Source organism: Corynebacterium kroppenstedtii DSM 44385 (assembly GCF_000023145.1).
GTDB classification, from domain to species: domain Bacteria; phylum Actinomycetota; class Actinomycetes; order Mycobacteriales; family Mycobacteriaceae; genus Corynebacterium; species Corynebacterium kroppenstedtii.
Window position 1 is genome coordinate 1,467,538 of sequence record NC_012704.1, and the last position, 25,592, is coordinate 1,493,129.

Below are 25,592 nucleotides of genomic sequence, written 5' to 3' on the forward strand. Positions count from 1 at the left end.
GACGTTTTCTTTCACCACACCGTCCATATAGCGCTCTTCAAACACTGTGCATCCCCTTAACGTCTCTCCGCGTCAGTCGCAGCACAAAGCTGGACATAACGCACCACTTGAGATGGAGGACGGTAGTCAGCCAAAGCTAGTCAGCCAGTTCCCGGCGCGATTGACTAACTACACATCCTCCAAAGCGTTAATGATACACAATGTCAATAGTGGCGATTTTTCGCCCACCTCAGGCAGACGCGCCCTACCTAGTCGAAGTCGAGCGCAATGGCATACTGCGCATCCAAGGACGCCTTCATCGACTCCATCACATCGTCAGGAACCGCCTTATCCACCCTAAGGGCTAGCGTGGCGCCAGTCCCGGCCTTATCCTGCGACAATGCCGCGGCCTCGACGTTAATCCCACGCTCGCCCAACTGGGATCCGACGGCACCCAAGGCGCCCGGGCGGTCCTTGTAGTGCAGGAACACGTTCCGACCTTCCGCGCGCAGATCCAACCCTCGGTCGTTGATGCGGACAATCTTTTCCACACCGTCCAAGCCGGTCAGGGCACCCACCACCGACACGGTGTCGCCCGTATTCGTCACCAGCCGAACCTCAACAACCGAGCGGTGCAACACCGATTCGGCAGCCGTCGTCACGGAAAGTTGAACACCGCGATCCTCAGCAATGGCCGGGGCATTGACAAATGTCACCTTTTCATCCACCGTGCCCGCGAACACACCACGCAGAGCCGCAAGACCCAGTGCGTCGACGTTTTCCGAGGACAGCTCACCACGCGCGATCACTTCCACCGACGTCGTCGCACCATGCTGGATTGCCGACGCCAACACGGCCAGCTTGCGCGTCAGGTTCAACCACAGGGAGACCTCTTCGCCGATAGCACCACCGGAGACGTTCACCGCGTCGGGAACAAACTCTCCCGCGAGGGCGAGCAAGACGGACTTCGCTACATCGGTCCCGGCGCGATCCTGCGCCTCCACCGTCGACGCGCCTAGGTGAGGCGTCACGACAACTTCGGGCCGGTCGAACAGAGGAGAATCCGTGCACGGCTCGGTGGCGTACACATCCACGCCCGCGCCACGAATGTGGCCGGAATCGATCGCACGAGCCAGTGCTTCTTCGTCGATAAGACCACCGCGAGCAGCATTAACGATAATCTGCCCCTTCTTCGCCTTCTCAAGGAGAGCGTCATTGAACATGCCCGCCGTCTCCTTGGTCTTGGGGAGGTGGATGGTGACGAAATCAGACACCGCCATCAGCTCCTCGAGGTCAATGAGCTCGACCCCCAACTGTGCGGCGCGGGCCGGGTTGGCGTAGGGGTCATAAGCAACAATGCGCTCGACATCGAAAGCGGCAAGCCGTTGAGCGAGGAGCTGCCCGATGTGACCAAATCCGACGATGCCCACGGTCTTGCCATAGACCTCGACACCTTTGAAGGACGACCGTTTCCACTCTCCTTGCCGCAGCGATTGATCGGCCTGAGGAATCTGGCGAGCGGCTGCCAGCAGCAAGGTGATCGCATGTTCGCAGGCTGAGTGAATATTCGACGTGGGCGCGTTGACCACCATCACCCCACGCTGTGTCGCGCCTTCAATATCAACATTGTCCAGTCCGACGCCCGCGCGGCCGATGATTTTCAGCTCTTTGGCGGCGTCGAGAACTTCTTCATCCACCGTGGTGGCGGAACGTACTAGGAGCGCATCTGCTTCGGGAACGGCGGCCAGGAGCTCGGCACGGTTCGGCCCGTCTACCCACCGGACCTCAACGCCATCTCCCAGCGCCTCGATTGTTGATTGAGCAAGCTTGTCAGCGATAAGAACCACAGGTAAGCAGTTGTGATTCACGATTTGGTCCTCCTAGTAAAAACAGCGCACGGTCAGGTGCACTCCGTCGTGTGGGTTGGGTTTTGCGAACACGTATATGGCCCGGATGATCAGGCGCGGATATACAAAAAGCATAGCCCTCCTACCAGCACATTATGGCGGAATAAGAGGACTATGCTGAATAATATCCCTTTTTGGGGATATTTTAAGCGGTTTCGTCCAGCGGGTTAGCGATCCAGCTCATCATGGAGCGCATATCTTTACCTGCCTTCTCCAGCGGGTGGTTCGCGTATTCCTCGCGCAGACCCTTCAGACCAGGCTGGCCAGCGTCGACATCCTTGAACATGGCGTCGACAAAGGTGCCGTCCTGAATCTCGGAGAGAACCTTCTTCATCGACTCCTTGACGTGGTCGTCAATGATCTTTGGTCCCGAAACATAGCCACCGAACTCAGCGGTTTCCGAGATCGAGTAGTTCATGTTCGACAGGCCACCCTCGAAGATGAGGTCCACGATCAGCTTCATTTCGTGGCAGACCTCGAAGAACGCCATCTCCGGTGCGTAACCAGCTTCGACGAGAACCTCGAAGCCCGTCATCATCAGCTTTTCCAAGCCACCACAGAGAACTGCCTGCTCACCGAAGAGGTCAGTTTCGGTCTCCTCGCGGAAGGTGGTCTCGATAACCCCTGCACGTCCAGCGCCGATAGCGGCTGCATAGGACAGTGCCAGAGCCGTGCCCTCGCCGGTCGGATCATTTTCCACGGCAATCAACGACGGAACACCCTTGCCCTCCGTAAACTGGCGACGAACCAGGTGGCCGGGGCCCTTCGGTGCAACCATGGCCACCGTGACTCCCTTAGGAGCGACGATCTTCTTGAAGTGAATGTTCAAGCCGTGGGCGAAGAAAATAGCATCGCCATCCTTCAGATGAGGCTCGATCTCCTTCTCGAAGATCGCGATCTGCGACGTATCGGGGGCCAGGATCATGATCAGATCAGCCCACTCAGCGGCCTCAGCGTTAGAGAGCACTTCGAAGCCGGCTTCTTTGGCCTTTTCCGCAGATTTGGAGCCCTCGCGGAGGCCGATACGAACCTCGACGCCAGAGTCGCGCAAGCACTTAGCGTGCGCGTGGCCCTGTGAACCGTAGCCAATCACCGCTACTTTGCGACCTTGGATAATGCTCAGGTCTGCGTCATCGTCGTAATAAGTTTTGATTGCCACTGTAACTCCTTTCAAGAGTTCCATTTGTCGAGAAGATCATATCATAGGGTGAGATTATCGTTTGGGCATCAGGGGATTCGCACCACGACTTAAAGCAACCACCCCCGAATACACTTGTTCGCGGATACCGAACGGGCGGAGGACATCCAACAGAGCAACCAACTTCCCCGGCTGCCCTGTCGCCTCAATGACCACCGATTCAGGCGCCACATCGACCACACGAGCGCGGAACAGGTTGGCAGCGTCTACGACCTGTGCCCGGTTCTCATTATTCGCCGCAACCTTGACCATGAGCAGTGCACGAGACACCATTTGATCGTCCTTCTGCCGAATAACCTTCAGCACCGGGACCAATTTATTGAGCTGCTTCGTGATCTGCTCGATGGACACTTCATCTGTTTCGACGACGATGGTGATCCGATTGACCCCCTCCAGATCAGTCGTTCCTGTCGTCATCGAAATGATGTTGAATGATCGCCGGGCGAACATCCCGGACAGCCGAGCAACAATGCCTGGCTGATCTTCTACTAAGAGACTCAACGTATGTTGCATGCCCCTACTCCTCTCCCCTGCCGCGCTGGTCATCGGTTGCCGCGGTGGTTCCTTCCGCCGCCAACCGAGCCTGATCCTCTTCAATAACGTCGCTCACATCAGTGACAGAATCTTCATCAATCATCTGATCTGAGTCGAACAGTGGCCGCAGGTTGAGAGCGTACTGGATCTCATCATTCGAGTGTCCCGACGCAACCATCGGCCACACTTGCGCATCCTCACCAACGATGAAGTCAATCACCACCGGCCGGTCATTGATCTCACGCGCTTTCTTGATCGTCGGCACGATCTCATCTTCCCGAGTAACCCGGAAGCTCGCGCACCCCATCGACTCTGCCAACGACACAAAATCAGGCAGATACTCGCCCTTCGGGTGAAGCCCTGTGTGCGAATAGTGGCTCTGGTAGAACAAATTCTGCCACTGACGAACCATGCCCAAGTTGCCGTTATTGATCACCGCAACTTTGATCGGAAGATCGTTGACCGCGCAGGTCACCAACTCCTGGTTGGTCATCTGGAAGCAACCATCACCATCGATAGCCCAGACTTCCTTCCCCGGCGAACCGGCCTGAGCACCCATCGCCGCGGGGACGGCATAACCCATCGTCCCCAGGCCACCCGAGTTCAACCAGGTCCGCGGCTGCTCATAATCGACGAACTGCGCCGCCCACATCTGGTGCTGCCCCACACCAGCGCAGTAAATCGCGTCGGGGCCAGCTTCGTCGGAAATAGCCTTAATGACGGCTTGGGGAGCTAACTTGCCATCGTCGGGATTCTCCCACCCCAATGCATAGGTCTTCTGCAAAGAATGGAGATAATCAACCCAGCGGCTACATTCAGGCTGCTTCAAGTTCTTCTTCTCGTACATATCGGTCAGAGACTGAAGAACTTCACGCGCATCCCCGACGATGGGGACCTCAACCTCGCGAATCTTCCCGATCTCCGCAGGGTCAATATCCGCATGGATAAACTTCGCCTCCGGAGCGAAGGACTCAACATCACCGGTGACACGATCGTCGAAACGCGTTCCGATCGCTATAACGACGTCGGCTTTCTGCAATGAAGCGACGGCCGAGACGCTGCCGTGCATTCCCGGCATGCCCATATGAAGAGGGTGGGAATCGGGGAACGATCCCAGCGCCATCAACGTCGTCACCACGGGAATACCCGTCTTTTCGACGAACTCCGCAAGCCCCGCACTGGCGTTAGCCTTGATCACCCCACCACCGACATACAGCACCGGGCGACGGGATTGCGCAATGAGATCCACCGCCTGCTTGATCTTCCGAGAGTGCGGCGACGTCGTCGGCCGATAACCAGGAAGCTCCAGCTCAACAGGCCACTCAAACTCAGCGACTTGATTCTGAATATCCTTCGGCACGTCGACAAGCACCGGACCAGGACGCCCAGTGGATGCCAAGTGGAATGCCTCCGCAATCAGACGCGGGATGTCCTCAACTTTGGTCACCATGAAGTTGTGCTTCGTGACGGGGAGGGTCACCCCGCAAATATCAGCTTCCTGGAACGCGTCGGTTCCCAATAAGCGCAGCCCCACCTGCCCAGTAATCGCGACGACCGGAACAGAGTCAATGTTGGCATCGGCCAGCGGCGTCACAAGGTTTGTCGCGCCGGGTCCTGAAGTCGCAATGCACACGCCAACTTCGCCGGTTGCTTGGGCATAACCGGTTGCGGCGTGGCCAGCACCCTGCTCGTGGCGCACCAGAATGTGATTGAGAGTGGTCGATTCGTAAAGGGCCTCGTAGAGGGGAAGAACAGCGCCACCCGGAAGACCGAAAACAGTCCGGGTACCCAATACCTCGAGGGTACGGACAATAAGCTCTGCGCCGGTGAGCTTCTCTTTTCGGGGTTTCTGAGTGGGTTTGTTGGGTGCTCCCGACTGCGTTGCCACAGTTGAAGCCGCAACCGTCGCCGGAGTGGGCGGTTGAGAGGGGGCGTTCACGGGTTTGTGCTCTCCTCACTGTGTGATCAGGGGTATCAGCCTCAGCGGAACGTTATTCCCGACGGATGGGCGTGGTAGCGCCATCGTCGCGAGTTCCGATAAAGCATCGGATATGAAAAAAGCCCTTCTCGCGTGGTGCGAAAGGGCGGTGACGAGTAACCAGGAAAGCTAACGCCCTCTCGGTACTACAAGAATGATGGTGGTCATCGTTGCGCTCGTCATACTTAGAACTATAAGGGCACAGACACGTCAGACCAACTAGGACCGCGAGAAATCACCGGAATTGCCCGATAATGGCGCACTATCACCCCCGAATGGTAAGGAACGCGCCCGAAAACGGGAGGACGGCGAGCCACACGAGACCGAACGTCCACTCCTCTACTATCTCCGTGCTGATAGTTAACTGAGAATATTCACGGAGATCTGTGAAAAGATCATTCACATCGTGGCCAACCGCACAATCTCGTGACTAAGTTTAAGTCTATGCCGTTCAAGTTCTATTTGACTTCCATGTGGGAGTGGGTGGCCAACACCGGTCTATCCCTTGCCATCTTGATCTGTATCGCCATACTCATACCGCGCATCGGCCGACTCGTGGTCCGATGGGCGACGATCAAGATGAACGAGCACGAAGAACGGCGCGGAGAGATCGCCGACACCGAAGGCTACAAAGGCCGGCTAGCTATCCTCGGCGCACTGGTCTACATCGCTGAGGCCATCGCCTTCTTCTTCGTCGCCATCCGGATCCTTAAAGATTTCGGATTCTCGACGACAGGCGCGGCCGTTCCCGCAACCGTTGTTTCTGCCGCGGTTGCGTTTGGTGCGCAGAAAATCATCGCCGACTTCCTCGCCGGATTCTTCATCATTACCGAGCGACAGTATGGCGTCGGCGACTGGGTCATCCTTCAAAATAAGGACGCCCCGGTCGAGGGAACAGTGACGGCTATTACCTTGCGGTCGACCACGGTGCGGACGATCAATGGCCAAGAGGCCGTGGTACCTAACTCGGTACCGCTGGTGGCTGTTAACGCTTCTTCCGGGTGGGCGAAGGCTCAGATCGATATCCCTGTTCCACTTACCGCAGGTGACAATACTGAGGACTTGAACACGCTCTTCGACGGCTGCGTGAACCGCACTCTGGCTAAACCTGAGATCGCGCGCCTCGTGAGCGACGACGCCGATGCCGTGAGCATCCTGCCTGCGCTGGATCTGATTCCGCCGACATCGGCGGGCGTTCCGTGGAGCATCCAGTACCGCGTCCTTATCCGCGTCGAGCCGGGACAGCAGTGGACTGTTGAACGTGCTCTTCGGTCAGCTGTCATGGATGAGATGTGGGCATCGTATTCCCGGTCGACCATTGAGAGCTTGCCGGGACTCACTCGGTCTTCGGGAGAGTCGCACGATGCGCATGGTGATGGGCGTGACGACGGGCACCACGGTGGACGCAGTGGCGACGGTGCACACGCGTCGACAACTTCCGGCACAGACAAGGCGACCAGCGGCAACGACACTCAGGCGTTGGATACAACACGACGGTGGGCTGCGACACTGCAACACGAAGAAGACGAATTCGAAGGCCGGCCAACGTCGTCGGATGCGCAAGGGGCTACTTCGTCAGAGACCATGTCTGGTGTCGGACCTAATGCCGGTGGCAATGGCAGTGGCACCGCCAGCGATTCGGAAACCGTCGTCTTCCCCTCGGCATCAGGCTCCGGATCAGGCTCAACGGCGGAAACGCGAGTCTTTTCAGCTGAGGACGACACGGCAGCTGCCGAAAGTGCTGCCCAGGCCTCCGATCATGGGGTTAACCCGACCGACCGGGGTACCAGCAGCGCCGATGCTTCAGACGCAACAACGTCGAAGACGGCAGAAGACACGCGTACGTCGCTAGAAAAAGAAGCGGAAGATGCCCAGCAAAATGGTCTGTTCAGGAAGATTTCGTATGATCGAAGGATCCAACGCCTCTTCTCGATCGGCGGACGCTGCCGCGCGTCAACGACGGCCATCGTGCTGGTTCTCATCACCTTGGTGATCCTTCAAGGGCTCACCTATGACGGTGGTGACCGTGGTTCTGGAGTCCTGGCCCCCTCGTCATTCCAATCGCATTCCGACAAAAAGGAGTCGGACGACAAGTCGGAGAGCTCGGCTCCCACGACGCCGGAGTCAAATACTCATTCTGAGAATCCGACCACGGAGCGGGATAGCAATAGCGAGAACGGCAGCAACACTCCAACGACAACGCCGAATCGCACACAGCCCACGACGACCGCCACGAATACGGAGAACAACCGGAACCAGCAGAATTCCACGAATGGAAACCAAAATTCCGGCAATAACGGGAATGCGGGATCCAATTCCAATGGGGACAACTCCGATAACGGAGGGGCCAACCAACAGGACACTGACTCCAGCAACCGGGGCTCAGGGTCCGGCAACTCCAACAGTGGGAATGACAACTCCGGCCAGATGAATCTGAGCCACGGTCAAGGTGACAACAACACAGCATCTACAATGGCCCCATGAGTTCGACTCCGTCCGGCGAGCACACCCCAGGCTCTCACCCACGCCCACACCACGCACGACCAAGTCAGGGTGCGGGCCGACAGGCATCTCGCCCTGCGGCATCCTCACCCCGCACACAGAAAGAAAAGATCAGGACAACGACGACAATCCGTCCCGACAGAATGAACCTCATCGGGGCGATCGTCATGTTCCTGATCTTCCTCATTTTCGTAGGCTATAAACCCGCCTACCTTTTCTGGGTGCTAAACTTTCCTATCCTCTTCGCCGTGTGGGTTCTCCGTGCTCGTACTGAGATCTCACCGACGGGTATTACCGCACGGTATCTTTTCCGTTCCAGCCGAACACTATCCTGGGATGACTTCTCCGGTATCCAGTTCAGCCGTGGTGGGCGAGCCTATGCCGTGCCGAATGGGCCGGATCGAGGGACGAGTGATCAGGCTGCGGAGCACGGACGCACCAGCCGACCCAGGCAAAAGCGCAATACCATCGCATTACCCGGAGTGACGTTTAATAACCTTCCGAAACTTGCCAAGGCCTCCGGCGGACTCATCCCTGACCCTGTTACGCCGGGGCGAAACCGCGATGATGACGAGTTGACCATCGTCAATCGCGACGGGTACGCCGTCGTTAAAACCCGCGAGGAGGCGACGAGGGAGCACAATGCCAAACTCATCGCCGCCGAGATGGAACGACGACGCGCAGCCCAGCACTCCACATCCGACGAAACCTCGGAGACAAGCCACCGCGACCAGTCAGACACACCGGAAAAACCTGACCAGGATTAGCAGCGGCGCCCGACCATTCCAGAAATCACACTGTTGAGGAGCCAACCCCCATGATCCCCCTACGATCGTCGGTCACTACCCAAGGCCGCAACGCCGCTGGAGCTCGCGCGCTATGGCGAGCCGCCGGCTTAAAAGATGGTGACTTTAACAAGCCCATCATCGCCATCGCGAACTCCTACACGCAGTTCGTTCCCGGCCACGTGCATCTCAAGGACGTCGGGGACATTGTCGCTGGTGCCATCCGTGAAGCCGGCGGCGTTCCGCGAGAGTTCAACACTATTGCCGTCGATGATGGAATCGCCATGGGCCATGGTGGAATGCTCTACTCACTCCCGTCCCGCGAAATCATCTCCGATTCCGTCGAATATATGGTCAATGCGCACGCCGCGGACGCGATTGTCTGCATTTCCAACTGTGACAAGATCACGCCGGGAATGCTCAATGCGGCCATGCGGCTCAACATTCCCGCCATCTTCGTGTCCGGTGGCCCCATGGAGGCGGGGAAAGCCGTCGTCGTCGATGGGGTTGCGCATACTCCGACGGACCTCATTACAGCGATTTCGGCGTCGGCAAACGATAGTGTCGACGACCGCGGGCTCTCTATCGTCGAGAATTCGGCATGCCCGACTTGTGGCTCGTGTTCAGGAATGTTCACCGCGAACTCTATGAATAGTTTGACGGAGGCGCTCGGGCTGTCACTCCCCGGTAACGGCTCCACGCTGGCCACCCACGCAGCCCGACGCGCACTCTTTGAGAACGCGGGCCGGACGATCGTGGACATGTGCCAGCGTTATTACAACCACGATGACGATAGTGTCCTCCCCCGCAACGTCGCGAATAAGCATGCTTTTGATAACGCCATGACCCTTGATATGGCCATGGGTGGATCGACGAACACTGTTCTGCACATTCTTGCTGCAGCGCAAGAGGGCGACATCGATTTTGATCTGGCCGATATCGATCGCCTGTCCAGGGAAGTTCCTTGTCTCTCTAAGGTCGCGCCGAACTCCAATTACCACATGGAAGACGTCCATCGTGCGGGCGGGATTCCCGCGATCCTCGGTGAGCTCAATCGCGCGGGTCTACTTCACGACGATGTCCACGCGGTTCATGCGCAATCTCTGTCGGACTGGTTAGCGACCTGGGATATCCGTACAGATAACCCGACACAGATTGCGTTGGATTTGTTCCACGCTGCCCCTGGTGGCGTGCGAACAACGGTCCCCTTCTCGACGGATAATAAGTGGGACGAGCTTGACACGGACTCCGAAAACGGGTGCATCCGCGACGTTGATCACGCGTACACCGCTGATGGCGGGCTGGTTATTTTGCGCGGGAACCTCGCTGAGGATGGAGCCGTCATTAAGGCTGCCGGAATTGATGAGTCGCTGTGGCACTTCTCTGGGCCTGCTCACGTGTTGGAATCCCAAGAGGATGCCGTTAACGCCATTTTGAACAAGCAGATCAAGCCGGGCGAGGTCGTCGTCATTCGGTATGAGGGTCCCGCCGGTGGCCCGGGGATGCAAGAAATGCTGCACCCCACTGCGTTCTTGAAGGGCGCTGGCCTGGGAACTCAGTGCGCGCTGATCACGGATGGGCGTTTCTCTGGCGGCTCGTCGGGAATTTCCGTTGGGCACATTTCACCCGAGGCGGCACATGGTGGGCTGATTGGTCTTATTCACGACGGTGACACCGTTACTATCGACGTCCACAAGCGCCAGCTCACTCTTGACGTACCTGAGGATGTGTTGGCGGAGCGTCGGGAGAAGATGAATGTCTCTGAGCACCCGTGGCGCCCGCTGAACCGTCAGCGTCGGGTGAGCAAGGCGCTCCAGGCGTACGCATCGATGGCTACCAGCGCTGATACTGGTGCGGTTCGGAAAGTCAACGACCGGCGGTAGTTACCGGTTTCGGTTCGCTCTTGCGCAGAACCTCCACGGTCCCTCCGGGCTCAACCGCCAGGGTTGAACGCGTGAGGAGCCGACTTATTTGGGTTAGTTGAATGGGTTTGACTGGGCGACGACGACCCACACCGCTGCTCCCGCGAGCAACCCAATGATCGTGCTGAACCAACCGCTCCCTAGCGGGCGTCGGGCCCAACCGCGAGTGGCGTCCACTCCCCACTTTCCGGGACCGCTAAACGCTACGCCTATGGATAGCGCGGTGAGCAACAACCACACCTGTACGTGCGGAGCCAAATTGAACGGTGAGAATGCGCCCGGCTGAAGGTCAATCGAGTACATCGCCATAAAGCTCGATACCGCAACCGCCATGCAGGCACCGAGCGGGGCAAACACGCCCAACACGAGGAACGCCCCGGCGGCAGTTTCGATGATGGGCACAGCCCAGGCGAGTAGCTCATTTCCCTTCATAAAGTAGAAGTCATTGTGCAGACCATCGACGCCAGAGCTGCCTCCTAGCTCGAAGAGAGTTCGGACACCGTAGAACAGCAGCATCGCGCCCAGAGCCAGGCGAATGAGGAAGAGCCCGAAGTCGGTGGTTCCGCGACGTGGGTCCTCATCCTCATAGATCTCATCATCGACGTCGACGTCACCAGTGCTATCAATGGGGCGGTCGTCCTCCCCCCGTGGGACAGCGTCATCCCCGTATTCACCAGCGGCACCGTCACTCGCCATCACGCCGGCAGCCGCCCTGTCATTCTGGCAATCGTCGGCATAGTGGACCCTATCGACGTGGTCGCGGTCATAAGCACCTGACGTCGGCATATCGACGCGTGTCTCGTTGATCTGCTCATCAGATCGATCGACGTATGTGTCGTGAGTCCCGTAGCGTGGCGTGGGTTCCGACGATGCACGCCTATCGGCCGAAACCGAGGTCCGGCTTGCCGATGCAGGTTCTTCCTCATCCATGGTGGCCATGTCTAAATCTGACACAGGAGCGTTAGCGAAGACGGCATCCTCGTCCGACGTTGACTGCGCACCTGGGATGTCCTCAGGCTGATCAAATAATGGGTCGTGGTTTTCCGGTTCCTGAGGCTGCTCACGAGGCGTAATCACCTGTGGTGCAGCCCGCCCCGTCAAGGAATAAATGTCACGCCGACCCTGCGGGCGCTGCTCAACCACCGTGAGTTCGTCAGCTGCAAAATCTTCATCAGGTCGCGCTTCAGGTTGTGCATCACCACTAGAGACGTGGTGAGGCACGTCATGGGTCGCGTCGCGCTCAGATTCACTGGCCCCGCGATCACCTACGTGATCGGCCCTGGGATCATCATGGCCCGAACGATCCTCTGACGCTGCAGAGCTAGCAGAGCTAGCCGAACTAGCGGGCTTGACCGGCCGTGATCCGGCAACCGTCGGAATGTCGTCTAAATCATCCATTGCGTGAAGATCGTCTAAATCGCGCGAGCCACTTGCGTCGGAGGCCCCGCGTGACTTCTTATCCCAGGGATCCAGCCCACGATGGTCTATCGCACCATAAGACAATGACGGTCCGGACTTTTCCTTCACCTCGTGGGACTGCCCTTCTGCCGATGCGTTCCCTCGCACGGCATCGGCGTTATTCCCCGTCGATGTGGACGTATCCGATGTAGGCGCATCGATCTCGTCGCGGGATTCGCGGGCGGGAATAGAGGTATCAGCTGTGGGGTCATTAGGTTTATTGCGGGACTTTCTTCCGAACATAACCCCCACTTTAAAGGTGAACAGTGACACAACGCAGATAATTTACGTGGTGTGTCGACTAATATCCTCGCGACCAGGGATAATGGGACTCACAAGAGTCCCCGTTGTCACCTAATCCGACGTCGACGCTGGCACACTTTCCGAACGCCCACCGGAGTTATCACTCGATTCACTGCCGGAGACCGCACCATGCGTTTCAGCCTCAGAGACGGATGAATCGCCCTGTGCAGATGATCCCCCATCACCCGACGGTTTTTCATCCGAAGAGGCGTCGTGTGAGTCATCATCTGACTCCTCATCGAGCTCTTTCCTGACCGCTTCCCGCAGCTCGGCATTTTCAATATTTGACGCCCTGACAAGGTGGCGTAGTTGCCGACGCTGCTTTGACGTAAAGCGCTTCTTCGGATTGTCACGTCGCTCGACTAATTCGCTAATTCGATCACGACGTTCGGCCTCGTCCTCGATGCGGGAATGTCCGCGGAACCAGGCAATCAACAACACGATAATCAGGAAAACACCCAAATAGCCTAAGGCCGGATATACCGTCGCAATTAGGGACTTGAACCCCAGGAAGCTCAAAACAAAGCCCGCCAATGTCGCAGTGATGAAAATAATGCGGAATTTATCGGGACGCTTGGCCGATAGCCGTCGACCTAATGAGTAAAACATTCCGATGGCGGTATTAAAGATCATGCCGTAAATAACCACAGCCATGACCCAACCAAGGCCGCCGTTGATGTTATTCACCAGGGAAAGCATGGGTAATGCGTCATCTTTAACAGTTGCCGTGGAGCACAATAAAGCAACTGCGGAAATGGTGAGCAAAATCCCGAAGGTAAGGCCACCGAAGAAGCCTCCCCAGCCCGCCTCACGCGGGTACAGGTGTGAACCGCCAATAACAATGGCCATGGAGACCGAAAGAATTAATGACAGGCCCACATAGTTCAGACTCGACAATGCGAAGTTCGGGAAGCTATTGGGGATTGATGAGGCTACCTCACTGAGATGACCCCATGAATCGCTGCGATCAACGAAGGAATAGATCGATGCAGCCACAACGAAAACGATGATAAATGGTGTAATGCCACCAATGACGGCTGAAACTTTATCAACGTCCAACATGCCGGCCGCTAAAACGAGCACCAGCATGATGACCGAACCGACCCACACTGGCCACCCCAGCTGCTGTTTAAGGTTCTCCCCCGCACCTGCGAACATCACGAAACCAATACAAAATAGGGTGGCAATAATAGCGAGATCGAGAAATTTCGATACCCAGGTAGGCAATGAGCCGGACAATACTTCATTGTGCTCATCAGCCATGTAATAGCTGCCCAGTTGGAGCACTGTGTACCCCGTTGCCGCCATAATGACCGCGGCAAGAATCGCACCCAGAATTCCCCACGTTCCGTAGGACACGAAATATTGTTGGATCTCCTGGCCCGACGCGAAACCTGCACCAACAATTAATCCAACAAAGGACAACGCAATACTTATTGTGCGTTTAACCACTGATCTAACTTTCTATCTATTCCGAATTTAACGATCGATTGCTATTCCCGGGGTCATTACTTCACCGGGGTGCTTGACACCGTGGAACTTGAGCCAGTGTCTCCCCCGGCGCTGTCTTTAGCATCTGCATCCGGCTCATCGATCTCTTCGGGTTCAGGAGCCTCATCAGTCTTGGTATCACTCGTCACGTCGTCGCGGATAAGTTTCCGGAGTTCGTCATCATCCAGGTTCGAGTCCCCGATCAGGTGCCGGAGCCGACGAGCCTGCTTCGACGTAAACCGCACATTCGGATCGAGCTTGCGCTCGGCAAGTTCACGCGCTTCTTGGCGACGGCCACCTTCGTCGTGCATCGCAGTCCGTCCCCGGAACCAGGCAATGAACAGCAACGCGATCAATACGAACCCGACGTACCCCATGATCGGGTACACGCTGGACAGCAACGTTTTGAATCCGAAGAAGCTGACGGCAAAGCCAATCACGGTGACGACCGTAAAGACAATCCGGAATTTCTCCGGGTGATGTGCAGTCAGGCGACGACCCAAGGAATAGAACAGGCCCAGGCAGGTGTTAAAGATCATCCCGTAAATGATCAAGGACATGACCACGCCTAAGGCTGGGTGAATGTCGTCGACCAGCGTCAGCATGGGCAGATCGGACCCCTGAACGGTTTTGATCTTCAGGAAGAGCGACAGGGTGCTGATGATGAGCAGCACACCGAACGTGATGCCTCCCACGAGCCCACCGAGGCCGGCTTCGCGTGGGTAGAGATGAGAGCCACCAATAACGATGGCCATCGCCACGTTAACCATGAGGACAAGTCCCGCGTAGTTCAGGGCGCTGATCCACCAGTTCGGAAGGTTGGTATCGACGTTCTGGGTGAGCGGTTCGAGGCTCGACAAGCTTCCGTCGGTGTGGGTATATGCCCATATTGCCGCACCAACAAGGGCAACCACGATGAACGGCGTGATGGCTCCGATCACTGTGCTGACGCGATCGGCATCAAGCATCCCCGCAGCCAACACGAGAACCAGCAGAATCGCCGACCCCACCCACGATGGAATTCCGAACTGCTGGTTGAGGTTGGATCCGCCCCCGGCCAGCATGACGAAGCCCACGGAAAACAGTGTGAAGACAATGCCGATATCCAGGATCCACGAGACCGTTTTCGTGCCTATGGTCCGTAATACTCCGGCGTGTTCATCAGCTTGGAAATAGCTTCCCAGCTGCAACACGATCATTCCAGCAGCGGACATCAAGACCGCTACGATAACGGCCCCCCAAATCCCCATTTTCCCGAAGGCCACGAAATACTGGAGTACTTCCTGACCAGATGAAAAGCCGGCGCCGACGATAAGGCCGACAACCGACATAGCAACAGCAATTGTTCTTTTGAACATCGAATCCTCAAGAAAGGGTTGATTAGCTTTCTATTGAGGAATCATACCGGCCGAGGCACCGCAACTAATAGTTAGCGCAACGCCTTAACTGCATTTCTCCACGATAAGCTGCTGAACACGAGCCGGATCAGCCTTGCCACGCGTAGCCTTCATCACTGCACCGACGATAGCGCCCGCTGCTTTCGTCTTGCCACTCTTAATCTTCTCGACAATGTCCGGGTTAGCCGCCAACGCGTCGTCGACAGCCTTCTCAAGGGCACCGTCATCGCGGACCACTTCAAGCCCACGATCCTTCACAACATTGTCGACGACGTCCGCGCTCTCGGGCTCGTCAACGTTCTCCTTACCTTCGCCGGCAAGGACGCCATCGATGGCGGAACGGGCCAGCTTATTGGTCAGCTTCCCATCGGCGACGAGTTTCGCCACGCGAGCAACCTGACGAGGGCTAATGGGCAGCGCATCCAGCTCGACTTCCTGCTCATTCGCCTTTTGCGCAAGATAGGACACCCACCACGAGCGAGCCTCAGCTGGCGTAGCGCCGGCTTCGACCGTGTCAGCCACGAGATCCAAGGCGCCAGCGTTCACGAGGTCGCGAAGCTCCTCGTCTGAAAGCTTCCATTCCTTCTGAATCCGGGCACGACGTACCCACGGAAGCTCGGGCAGCGTCGCACGGATTTCCTCCACCCACTCAGATGGAGCGACGACGGGCGGTAGATCAGGATCGTTGAAGTAGCGGTAATCCGCCATCGTTTCCTTCGGACGGCCCTTCGACGTCGTGCCGTCGGTCTCCTGGTAGTGCCGTGTCTCCTGGACGATCTCGACGCCGTGCTTCAGGCACTGAGCCTGACGCTGCATCTCAAACCGCACAGCCTGTTCCACTGAACGCAGCGAATTGATGTTCTTTGTCTCCGTGCGGGTGCCGAACTCTTCCGTACCGATCGGCCGCAAAGACAGGTTCGAGTCAACACGCATCGAGCCCTGGTCCATGCGGGCGTCCGAAACCTTGAGGGCTTTCATCAGATCGCGCACGGCTGTGACATAAGCACGAGCCACTTCCGGCGCACGGTCGCCTGCACCCACGATGGGCTTAGTCACGATCTCGATCAGCGGCACACCAGCGCGGTTAGCGTCGACAAGAGATTTTGTTGCGCCAGCAATGCGACCACCCTGCCCACCGATGTGGGTCAATTTACAGGTGTCTTCCTCCATGTGGGCGCGCTCAATCTCCACGCGGAATATCGAGCCATCGTCGAGCTGAACATCCAAATAGCCGTCGTATGCGATGGGCTCGTCGTACTGGCTAATCTGGTAATTCTTCGGCTGATCCGGGTAGAAGTAATTCTTTCGCGCAAACCGCGACCGCTCGGCGATAGAGCAATTGAGGGCTAAACCAATTTTGATTGCCCATTCGACGCCCTTCTTGTTCACCACGGGCAGAGCACCCGGCAAACCTAAACAGCACGGGTCGGCGTGGGAATTAGGGGCGTCACCGAACTCAACCGAGGACGACGAAAACATCTTCGATTTCGTCGCGAGCTCAACGTGAATTTCCATTCCCATAACGGGATCAAACTGCGCGACTACGTCGTCATAGTCCATAACATCGTCGGAATAATCCTGAATCGACTGAGCGGGAGAAGTCATAACCAACAGTGTAGCGCCAGAGTGTTCAACAACTTGTAAAGGGACAACAGAGCCGAACGCCTACACGTCGTTGCGGTCGAGGATGTCGCGCAACACATCGTCATCAATATTCGACTCGCCGATGAGGTGCCGGAGCTGGCGCTTCTGTTTAGAGGTGAACCGCTTGGTGGGGTCCAACTTTCGCTCAGCCAACTCATGGAGCTTCCGACGTCGGTCCCCCTCTTCCTGAATCTGGATCCGCGATTTCCTCCACGAATAGACCAACACGATCATGAGGACGACACCGACATATCCCAAGATTGGATAGACATTCGACACCAGCGTTTTGAACCCAAAGAAACTGATCACGAAAGCGACCAGAGCTGTCACAACGAGCGTCGGGCGGAAGCGTTCCTCATGGTTTGCAGTCAACCGACGGGCCAGAGCGTAGAAAACGCCCAGTGCTGTATTGAAGATCATGCCGTAAATGACAATCGACATGACCCACCCGAACGGGCCGTTGAAATTCGATGCGAGAGCAAGCATCGGAAGATCCGCATCTTTAACATCATCGACCTTCACATACAGCGAAAATGCGATGACGATCAGCAAGAACCCGAAAATCAGGCCTCCGAGGCCGCCACCAATTCCGGCCTGGCGCGGATAAAAATAGGAACCGCCGATCACGATGGCCATGGACACACCACAAATAAGGTTGAAGCCCACGTAGTTGAGCGCCGAAATCCACCAATTCGGCAGATTCGTATTAATGGTGGCTGCGGACGCATCTAAGTGGCTGTAGTCGGGGTGAATTCCGATCAATGTCACCAGCCCGACAATCGTGATACAGACAATGATGAACGGCGTAATCGCACCGATAATGGCCGAGACTTTAGAGATATCCAACATGCCTGACGACAGGACGAGGGCCAGGAGAATTGTCGCGCCGACCCACGTCGGCAGGCCATATTGCTGATTGAGGTTGGAGCCTGCACCCGCGAACATCACGAACCCGAGCGAAAACAGGGTGACCAGAATGCCGATGTCCAAGAAGATGGCCAGGAACTTGGTCGCGGAACTATCGATGACTCGTTTGTGCTCTTGAGCTCGGTAATAGCTACCGAGGATAAAGACGGAGGTGCCGGCAATGCTCATCAAGATCGCGGCGAGGACAACGCCCCACAAGCCCCAGCGCCCAAAGGCGACGAAAAACTGCAGCCCCTCCTGCCCAGAGGCTGTTCCCGCGCCAACGATCAGCCCCACAAAAGCTAAAGCGATCGAAAGCGTATTTCTGAACATGAGGGGTTCTCCTTGGAACAAAATCACCAGAGAGCCGGGAAGGCTCGACTACCACCGGCAAAGGTTACTCGACCGTTGGGACAAAGACCGCTATTTAACACGAACGCTCGCATTTGTAACACACAATTAATGAAAAACAATGATGGATGTCACAGCGACTCCATAGTATAAAAGAATGAATCCGCTCCCCCATCGACAAACGTCGAAAACCCAACACAACTCGTCGCCGGTATTGGTTGCGATGCAATCAGAACAAGTACCTCGTCACAGACGGCTATGGGCGTCGTTAATGAGTACGTTCGTTCTGCTTATTGCCAGCGGGTACACACCGGTCACACGAACAGCGCACGCTGAACCCCCGGTGCCGAACCGGGATATTTCCGTCGCTCCCGAATCAAATACCGACTACCGCCCGGACATGACGGCGGTACAGACGGATTCATACTCCGTATCCACCGCGAACCCTGTCTCGACGACTGCCGCCCGCGATGTGTTGGCCGCCGGTGGAACCGCTGCTGATGCGTTGGTTACGGCGCAACTCGTGTTAGGGCTGGTGGAGCCTCAATCGTCCGGGATCGGCGGCGGTGGCTACATTCTGTACCACGACGCGTCGAGCGACTCTGTCACCGCCATCGATGGCCGCGAAACCGCGCCCGATAACGCACCTGACACCTACCTGTCGCAGATATCCGCCACCGACACCCGCGCACCCGAGCCCGACGCACGACGTTCCGGCAGGTCAATCGGCGTACCGGGGATCATGGCCGCCTTAGGCACCCTCCACGCGCAACACGGGAAAACGCAATGGGGCGACCTTGTCCAACCTGCCATCACCCTGTCTGAAAATGGTTTCGACATCAGCCCACGCCTCGCGACAACGATTGAGGACAATGCTGCCGACCTCGCCCGCGATCCGGAAGCCGCGGCCTATTACCTCAACCCCGATGGAACCGGAAAGAAAACCGGGACGCGCCTCACCAACCCGGCCTATGCGACGACACTGACATCCCTCAAGCTCAATGGCCCACAAGCGCTCTATACAGGGAAAATAGCCGACGACATCGTCGCCCGAGCACGCAGCGAGCATGGCGGGACAACACCATCGTCCTTAACGACGGCTGACCTCGCGAAATATAACCCCACTGTTAAACAAGCGCTATGCGGCCCCTACCGCACCCATATTGTCTGTGGGGCACCGCCATCCACCTCGGGCGGCGTCACAGTCGCAGCTACGCTGGGGATTCTTTCTCACGCGGATCTATCCGCCATGAAACCGCTCAAGGTCGACAACAATGGCGGCGTGCCCTCCCCTGAGGCCGTCCATATCATTTCTGAAGCGGAGCGCCTCGCCTACGCGGACCGCGACGCCTACCTTGCCGACACCGCTTTTGAGAACCTCCCCGACGGCGATTACACGAAATTGCTCAACCCGGAATACCTGGCGCAGCGGTATTCGCACATCAATCCAGAGAAATCCATGGGAACAGCGAAAGCCGGAACTTTCGATACGGACCACGCCCGCGGTGAGGATCAACCCGAACACGGAACTAGCCACATTTCCGTCGTCGATTCTTATGGGAACGCTGCCAGCATGACAACAAGTGTGGAATCGGCATTCGGCTCATTCCACATGGTCGATGGGTTCATGCTCAACAACCAGCTCACCGACTTCGCGGCCACACCCCGTGACGACGACGGCCAGCTCAAGGCGAACCGAGTTGAGGGCGGGAAACGGCCACGGTCATCCATGTCCCCCACGATCGTGTACACCATGACGAAGACTGGTGAGCGGGGAGATCTCTATGCCGTCGTCGGATCTCCCGGTGGAGCGGTTATCCCGCAATTTGTCATCAAAACACTGATCGGCATCCTCGACTGGGGACTTGACCCGCAGCAAGCCGTCGCTCTGCCTAATTTTGGGGCCCGAAATAAACCGGAAACCGGCATTGGCGGTGAGCATCCAGACATCGGCAATGACGGAAAAGCCACGCCAGAGGCTCAGGAACTGGTCGACGATCTCACACGTCGAGGGCACACCGTCAACCTCGACGAACAATCAAGTGGACTATCCGCCATCATCCGAACTCGCGACGGGCACCTCCTCGGCGGAGCGGATCCGCGCCGGGAAGGAGCCGTCATGGGCGGATGATTAACCGAACAGGGCAGCCGCGGCCTCGTACCGCTCGATCGGAACAACCTTCAGCGTGCCCACGGCATCCTGGAGGCTGACCAGCCCAATACTCTCTCCCTGGAGGGAAGCGACGGTTCCGTACTTACCTTCGTGAGCAGCGCGGCAAGCGTGAACACCGTAGCGCGTGGCAAGAACGCGATCATAAGCCGTCGGCGTACCACCGCGCTGGATGTGTCCCAACACCGTGGTACGGACATCGTGACCCAGGCGCTCATGGATAGCGTCGGCAACTTGCTGGCCAACGCCGGTGAATACCTCGTGGCCGAACTGGTCGATCCCGCCCGTCTTCAGTTCCATGGTGCCTTCTTTCGGGCGGGCACCCTCGGCGACGACGACGATTCCGTATTTCTCCCCCATCTGGAAACGACGTTCCATGGCTTTACAGATCTCGTCGATATCGAACGGAACTTCGGGGATCACGGTGTAGTGGGCACCACCAGCCATACCGGCGTGGAGGGCAATCCAGCCGACGTGCCGGCCCATGACCTCCACGACCATCACACGATTGTGCGACTCTGCGGTGGTGTGCAAACGGTCAATCGCATCCGTGGCGACGGAGACGGCGGTATCGAAACCGAAGGTGTAGTCCGTCGCATTAACGTCGTTATCGATGGTTTTAGGGACACCGACCACCGGAATTCCGTTTTCATGGAGCCAGAGAGCACCCTTAAGCGTTCCCTCGCCGCCGATGGGGATCAATGCATCGACCCCCGCGTTCTCTAGGTTTTCCTTAATCTGTTCAATTCCTTCGCGGAATTTGTCAGGGTGTAAACGGCCCGTGCCCAAGATAGTTCCACCCCGGAGGAGAACCCGGTCAATCTCCTCATCGTCGTAGAGCTGAATTCGGCGATCCTCGAGGAGCCCCACCCAGCCATCTTCATAGCCGACCACGGTGGAGCCATATTCAGAACTCGCGGTGCGGACAATTCCACGAATCACCGCGTTAAGTCCCGGGCAATCACCACCGGAGGTAAGAGTCGCAATACGCATAGTGACTACCCTAGCCGGATCGCTAGCGTGTTGCCTATCCGGGACCACCTACTACTTTCCGCGCGTTGCAGCGGTTGTTCCTTGGAATTGCGTCACGACGACCAAACCGATCAATAACACCGCTGCCGGGAAAATCATCGTCCAGCCCAAAGAGGACACTGGGTCGGTATGCTGCATGAACACATCGAGCGTCGCTGCAACGGTCGCGGACCCGATCACCGAACCCACTTGGCGCGTGGTGTTGTACACGCCTGAACCAGCGCCCGTTTTCTCCATCGGGAGGTCCCGCATCGTGGTCGTCGAATTGGGCGCCCACACGAACGCGTTCCCCAACCCCTGCAGCGCGATGGGTACAAACATCCACCACACCGACGTATCCGGCTTCATCACCAGGAAGTAGCAGAGCATGGACAGCGTCATGAACGTAAATCCGGTCAGCGATAGCCGACGGGGTGGCACCGTATCTGACAAACGGCCGACAAATGGGGATAGCAAACCTGAAATCAGAGCCATCGGCACCATCATCAGGCCGGCTTTCAGGGCCGACATGTGGTGGAACTGCTGGAAGTAAATCATGATCGGGACCATCGGGCCTGCCACAGCGAAGCCCATCGTCGTGATCGAAATATTCCCCACCGAGAAATTCTTGTCCTTAAAGAGCGACAGCGGGACGAGCACCTCGACACCGCGCTGAGCGCCCCACTTCTCGATCATGATGAAAATACCGAAGACGACGACGGACGCTGCGATCATGATCCAGATCCACGGAGCCCAGTTCACGTTACCGCCCTCCTGGAGCGCGAAGACCAGCAAGAACACTGCGATGACAGAGGTCACGATGCCGCCCCAGTCGTAGCCGTGGTTTCTCGTCGGCAATTGTGGCACCCACTTGAGCACCATGATGACTGAGACCACGCCGATCGGGACGTTAACGAAGAAAATCCATTCCCAACCGATCCATGTGGTCAGTAACCCACCGAGAACCGGGCCGGCCAAGCCTGCCATTCCGGCGGTGGCACCCCATAACCCCATGGCCGCGCCGCGACGCTCACGGGCGAAGATTCGGTTAATCACGCTCATGGTTTGAGGTGTCAACAGCGCAGCACCCAGGCCCTGAACAGCACGAGCGGCGATCAGCCAATGAATATCCGGGGCTAAACCACAGCCCAGGGACGAGAGAGTGAAGACGACCATGCCGGCGACATAGACGTTCTTCGGCCCGATGTGGTCTCCTAATCGGCCTGTGACCAGCAGTGGGACTGCGTAGGTCAGGAGGTACACCGACGTGACCCACAGCACTTGGCTGTAGTCGGCGTTCAGCGCACTCTGAAAATCAGGGGTTGCCACTGCCACAATGGTCTGGTCCAAAAGGATCATAAAAAAGCCGATGCAGAGCGCCACTAATGCGCGCCACGCGTCTTTCTCTGGGATCATCCCCTGGGGTTGTCCCGCCTGAGCCGAGCTGGCTGAAGGGTTATTCGCTGCTGTGTTGGCCGTCGTCTCTTGGTGCGACGATCCGTTGAGGTTACCAGTCAAAAACGCTTCCTTACCTCTTAATTATCCACCACTATTTATCTACTCATCGCTACAAAAGAAAAGAGTGAACGCTGACGGAATTCGGGGTTGATGTTCCGTGAAAGTCAGCGCACATGTCCGCTGAGCCTTCCCAGAACTACCCGAAACTACTCGAAAAGCGAACTATTTAAGGTGAAAGCCGTGCCCTCAGCACAGACTTCACCTTGTCCATCCAGACAGGTTACGCGCACACAAAGATCATCGCGAAACCTTAATTCGAGCCCACAATCAGATGGTGGCCACGAACCTCGGGGTCGTACATCGAGCCCCCTAGCCGTATCTTGCCGAACCCCGCCTCATACAGCGCACCTATTCACCGAGGCTACCTAGAGGCTACCGAGGCACCACCCACAGCGCGCCCTCGCCGGACTCATTAGCGCGCATCGTCGGCTGAGAAACATCGCCACGCTGAACGACACTCGACGTCATCGGCAACGAGCTCCGGAACGGAGCCATTAAATCCAAACTTTCAATCTCGGATTCCGGCACCCACACCAGTTCAATGGATTCATTATTCTTGTGCACCTCAAGCGGATGAGAAGCAAAAGCCGACACTGTCGTATATGTCCACTCGCGCACACTGGGGTCCATGAGCCCCACCCAACGCTTCCCCGTCAGCGAGGTGTACCAGGGTAAACGCGGCCAATCTTCGGCCGGTGCTCTCCGCACCGCATAATCCACGGGGACCCGCGTCGTCACTTGTTTTTGAACGACGGTGACATCGTCCGGATTGAGGCCGGCTTCTTCAATGGCTTCACGTAACGCGGCTTCTTCGACTGTTTCATCCGCATCACGTGCCCCGCCTGGTACACCCCAGGTGAGAGGCATTGATGTCCACTCGGCACGATATTGCATGAGGACCATAGGAAGACCATCAGGCCCCGGCGCTCGAAGCAGCAAACCCGCTGCTCCTTCGACTCCCCAGAACCGCGCACCGTTTGCTTGAATTGCCCAACCGTCTCCACTGTGGTACATAGGCCCTAACCTACTCTTGTGACTCTCCCGAGCGAGCAGCCTCATATGCGGCACCGACGCGATACAGTCGATCATCCTGGTGTGCTGGGGCCATAATCTGCAGGCCAACGGGAAGATTCGTATCAGAGGCAAGCCCCGACGGAACCGACATACCGCACAAGCCTGCAAGGTTCAGCGGCAGCGTGCACAGGTCGAACCGGTACATCGAAATGGGGTCATCGACCTTGGTGCCCAACTTGAACGCCGTGGTCGGCGTCGTCGGAGAGACCAGCACATCGACCTTCTCGTACGCCTTGGCAAAATCGCGGGCAATCAACGCACGAACACGCTGAGCCTGCAGGTAGTAGGCGTCATAGTATCCGACAGAGAGCGCATACGTTCCCAGGATGATGCGTCGCTTGACCTCAGAACCAAAGCCCTCTTCACGGGACAGCTCCATCACGTCGTTGGCCGAGTGGTGGCCATCATCACCGACACGCAGACCGTAGCGCATGCCGTCGAACCGGGCGAGGTTCGAGCTCACCTCACACGGAAGAATGAGGTAGTACGCGCTCAACGCATCGTCGAAGTGAGGACAATCCACATCCACGACCTCCGCACCCAGGCGAGAGAGCGTGGCCACGGCTTCGTTATAGGACTCGAGGACGCCGTCCTGGTAGCCATCGCCCGCCAATTGCTTGACGACGCCGACCTTCAGGCCGGAGAGATCCCCCTTCGCACCCTCGCGGGCGGCCTGAACCACCGGCGCAACGGGGCGGTTGACCGACGTGGAATCATGCGGGTCGTATCCAGCGATGACCTCGTGCAACAGTGCGGTATCCAGGACTGTGCGCCCGGTCGGGCCACCCTGATCAAGCGACGACGCACACGCAACGAGGCCATACCGCGACACCGTGCCATAGGTCGGCTTCACCCCGACCGTATTGGTCAGGGCCGCCGGCTGGCGGATAGATCCACCGGTGTCGGTACCGATCGCGAGGGGCGCCATTCCCGACGCCAACGCTGCGGCCGAGCCACCGCCGGAGCCACCTGGGGTCCGGGCAAGATCCCACGGATTGTGGGTCGGCCCATACGCGGAGTTTTCCGTGGACGACCCCATGGCGAACTCGTCCATGTTGGTCTTTCCGACGATAGGGATACCGGCCTCACGCAAACGCTTCGTCACCGTCGCGTCATACGGGCTCATGTACCCTTCAAGGATTTTCGACGCACACGTCGTCGGCGCGTCCGTCGTCGTAAAGACGTCTTTCAAGGCTAAAGGAACACCGGCCAGGGGTGATGACGGCTTCTCACCACGGGCGATACTGTCATCAACCTTCTTGGCAGCTGCGAGAGCTTCGTCGGCAGAAACATGCAGGAAAGCATGGATATCGCCGTCGATCTGTGAAATACGGTCCAGGTGCGCCTGAGTCGCTTCCACCGAGGATACATCGCCGGAATGGATTTTTTCAGCTAGATCCGCCGCGGTGTACGTCGTAAAATCGTCAGCATTGAAGTTCGCAACGCGATAAGTGGTCTCCATGA

17 protein-coding genes are annotated in these 25,592 nt (G+C 57.5%); 4 read left to right on the forward strand and 13 right to left on the reverse strand.

Features of this window, described 5'->3' with window-relative positions; genetic code table 11:
• Positions 1 to 248: 248 nt before the first annotated feature.
• The 4 genes from serA to CKROP_RS06125 all read right to left on the reverse strand — a co-directional run bounded on the left by serA (position 249) and on the right by CKROP_RS06125 (position 5,557).
• A complete protein-coding gene (gene serA, locus CKROP_RS06110; RefSeq protein WP_012731867.1) occupies positions 249 to 1,847 on the reverse strand; it encodes a phosphoglycerate dehydrogenase in 1,599 nt (532 codons plus the stop codon).
• 184 nt (positions 1,848 to 2,031) lie between these two features.
• Positions 2,032 to 3,045, reverse strand: coding sequence for a ketol-acid reductoisomerase (ilvC, locus tag CKROP_RS06115; protein ID WP_012731868.1), 1,014 nt, complete (start codon positions 3,043 to 3,045; stop codon positions 2,032 to 2,034).
• A 54-nt stretch (positions 3,046 to 3,099) separates the two neighbouring features.
• The gene (gene ilvN, locus CKROP_RS06120) at positions 3,100 to 3,597 is read right to left on the reverse strand and encodes an acetolactate synthase small subunit (RefSeq protein ID WP_012731869.1); all 498 of its coding nucleotides are present in this window, start codon (positions 3,595 to 3,597) and stop codon (positions 3,100 to 3,102) included.
• Between the two features lie 4 nt (positions 3,598 to 3,601).
• Positions 3,602 to 5,557 carry an acetolactate synthase large subunit gene (locus CKROP_RS06125; RefSeq protein WP_012731870.1) on the reverse strand — a complete coding sequence of 652 codons (1,956 nt, stop codon included), beginning with the start codon at positions 5,555 to 5,557 and terminating at the stop codon, positions 3,602 to 3,604.
• 465 nt (positions 5,558 to 6,022) lie between these two features.
• Here CKROP_RS06125 and CKROP_RS10725 point away from each other — a divergent pair, with 465 nt between their 5' ends.
• From CKROP_RS10725 to ilvD, 3 genes are read left to right on the forward strand one after another with little or no spacing between them, the layout of a single operon-like run.
• The gene (locus tag CKROP_RS10725) at positions 6,023 to 8,080 is read left to right on the forward strand and encodes a mechanosensitive ion channel family protein (RefSeq protein WP_148209651.1); all 2,058 of its coding nucleotides are present in this window, start codon (positions 6,023 to 6,025) and stop codon (positions 8,078 to 8,080) included.
• On the forward strand, positions 8,077 to 8,865 hold the full coding sequence (locus tag CKROP_RS06135; RefSeq protein ID WP_012731872.1) for a PH domain-containing protein: 789 nt from the start codon (positions 8,077 to 8,079) through the stop codon (positions 8,863 to 8,865). The genes CKROP_RS10725 and CKROP_RS06135 overlap by 4 nt, the downstream gene beginning before the upstream one ends.
• Positions 8,866 to 8,915: 50 nt before the next feature.
• Positions 8,916 to 10,766 carry a dihydroxy-acid dehydratase gene (gene ilvD, locus CKROP_RS06140; RefSeq protein ID WP_012731873.1) on the forward strand — a complete coding sequence of 617 codons (1,851 nt, stop codon included), beginning with the start codon at positions 8,916 to 8,918 and terminating at the stop codon, positions 10,764 to 10,766.
• Positions 10,767 to 10,859: 93 nt separating this feature from the next.
• Here the strand turns inward: ilvD and CKROP_RS06145 are convergent, their stop codons facing one another.
• From CKROP_RS06145 to CKROP_RS06165, 5 genes are all read right to left on the reverse strand, one after another.
• A complete protein-coding gene (locus CKROP_RS06145; RefSeq protein WP_012731874.1) occupies positions 10,860 to 12,506 on the reverse strand; it encodes a DoxX family membrane protein in 1,647 nt (548 codons plus the stop codon).
• A gap of 111 nt (positions 12,507 to 12,617) precedes the next feature.
• Positions 12,618 to 14,018: a YkvI family membrane protein gene (locus tag CKROP_RS06150; RefSeq protein ID WP_012731875.1), complete on the reverse strand. Its 1,401-nt coding sequence runs from the start codon at positions 14,016 to 14,018 to the stop codon at positions 12,618 to 12,620.
• A gap of 56 nt (positions 14,019 to 14,074) precedes the next feature.
• A complete protein-coding gene (locus CKROP_RS06155; RefSeq protein WP_012731876.1) occupies positions 14,075 to 15,415 on the reverse strand; it encodes a YkvI family membrane protein in 1,341 nt (446 codons plus the stop codon).
• A gap of 84 nt (positions 15,416 to 15,499) precedes the next feature.
• Positions 15,500 to 17,059, reverse strand: coding sequence for an Asp-tRNA(Asn)/Glu-tRNA(Gln) amidotransferase subunit GatB (gene gatB, locus CKROP_RS06160; RefSeq protein ID WP_012731877.1), 1,560 nt, complete (start codon positions 17,057 to 17,059; stop codon positions 15,500 to 15,502).
• A gap of 60 nt (positions 17,060 to 17,119) precedes the next feature.
• Positions 17,120 to 18,337, reverse strand: coding sequence for a YkvI family membrane protein (locus CKROP_RS06165; protein ID WP_012731878.1), 1,218 nt, complete (start codon positions 18,335 to 18,337; stop codon positions 17,120 to 17,122).
• Between the two features lie 289 nt (positions 18,338 to 18,626).
• Here CKROP_RS06165 and CKROP_RS06170 point away from each other — a divergent pair, with 289 nt between their 5' ends.
• Entirely contained in the window at positions 18,627 to 20,486 is a 1,860-nt protein-coding gene (locus tag CKROP_RS06170) for a gamma-glutamyltransferase family protein (RefSeq protein ID WP_237698404.1), read from the forward strand.
• Here the strand turns inward: CKROP_RS06170 and CKROP_RS06175 are convergent, their stop codons facing one another.
• The 4 genes from CKROP_RS06175 to gatA all read right to left on the reverse strand — a co-directional run bounded on the left by CKROP_RS06175 (position 20,487) and on the right by gatA (position 25,590).
• Positions 20,487 to 21,518: a 6-phosphofructokinase gene (locus tag CKROP_RS06175; RefSeq protein WP_012731880.1), complete on the reverse strand. Its 1,032-nt coding sequence runs from the start codon at positions 21,516 to 21,518 to the stop codon at positions 20,487 to 20,489.
• Between the two features lie 51 nt (positions 21,519 to 21,569).
• Positions 21,570 to 22,952 carry an MFS transporter gene (locus CKROP_RS06180; protein WP_012731881.1) on the reverse strand — a complete coding sequence of 461 codons (1,383 nt, stop codon included), beginning with the start codon at positions 22,950 to 22,952 and terminating at the stop codon, positions 21,570 to 21,572.
• Between the two features lie 474 nt (positions 22,953 to 23,426).
• Positions 23,427 to 24,068: an NUDIX hydrolase gene (locus CKROP_RS06185; protein WP_012731882.1), complete on the reverse strand. Its 642-nt coding sequence runs from the start codon at positions 24,066 to 24,068 to the stop codon at positions 23,427 to 23,429.
• A 10-nt stretch (positions 24,069 to 24,078) separates the two neighbouring features.
• Positions 24,079 to 25,590, reverse strand: a complete 1,512-nt coding sequence (gene gatA / locus CKROP_RS06190; protein ID WP_012731883.1) for an Asp-tRNA(Asn)/Glu-tRNA(Gln) amidotransferase subunit GatA — start codon at positions 25,588 to 25,590, stop codon at positions 24,079 to 24,081.
• Positions 25,591 to 25,592 lie beyond the last annotated feature (2 nt).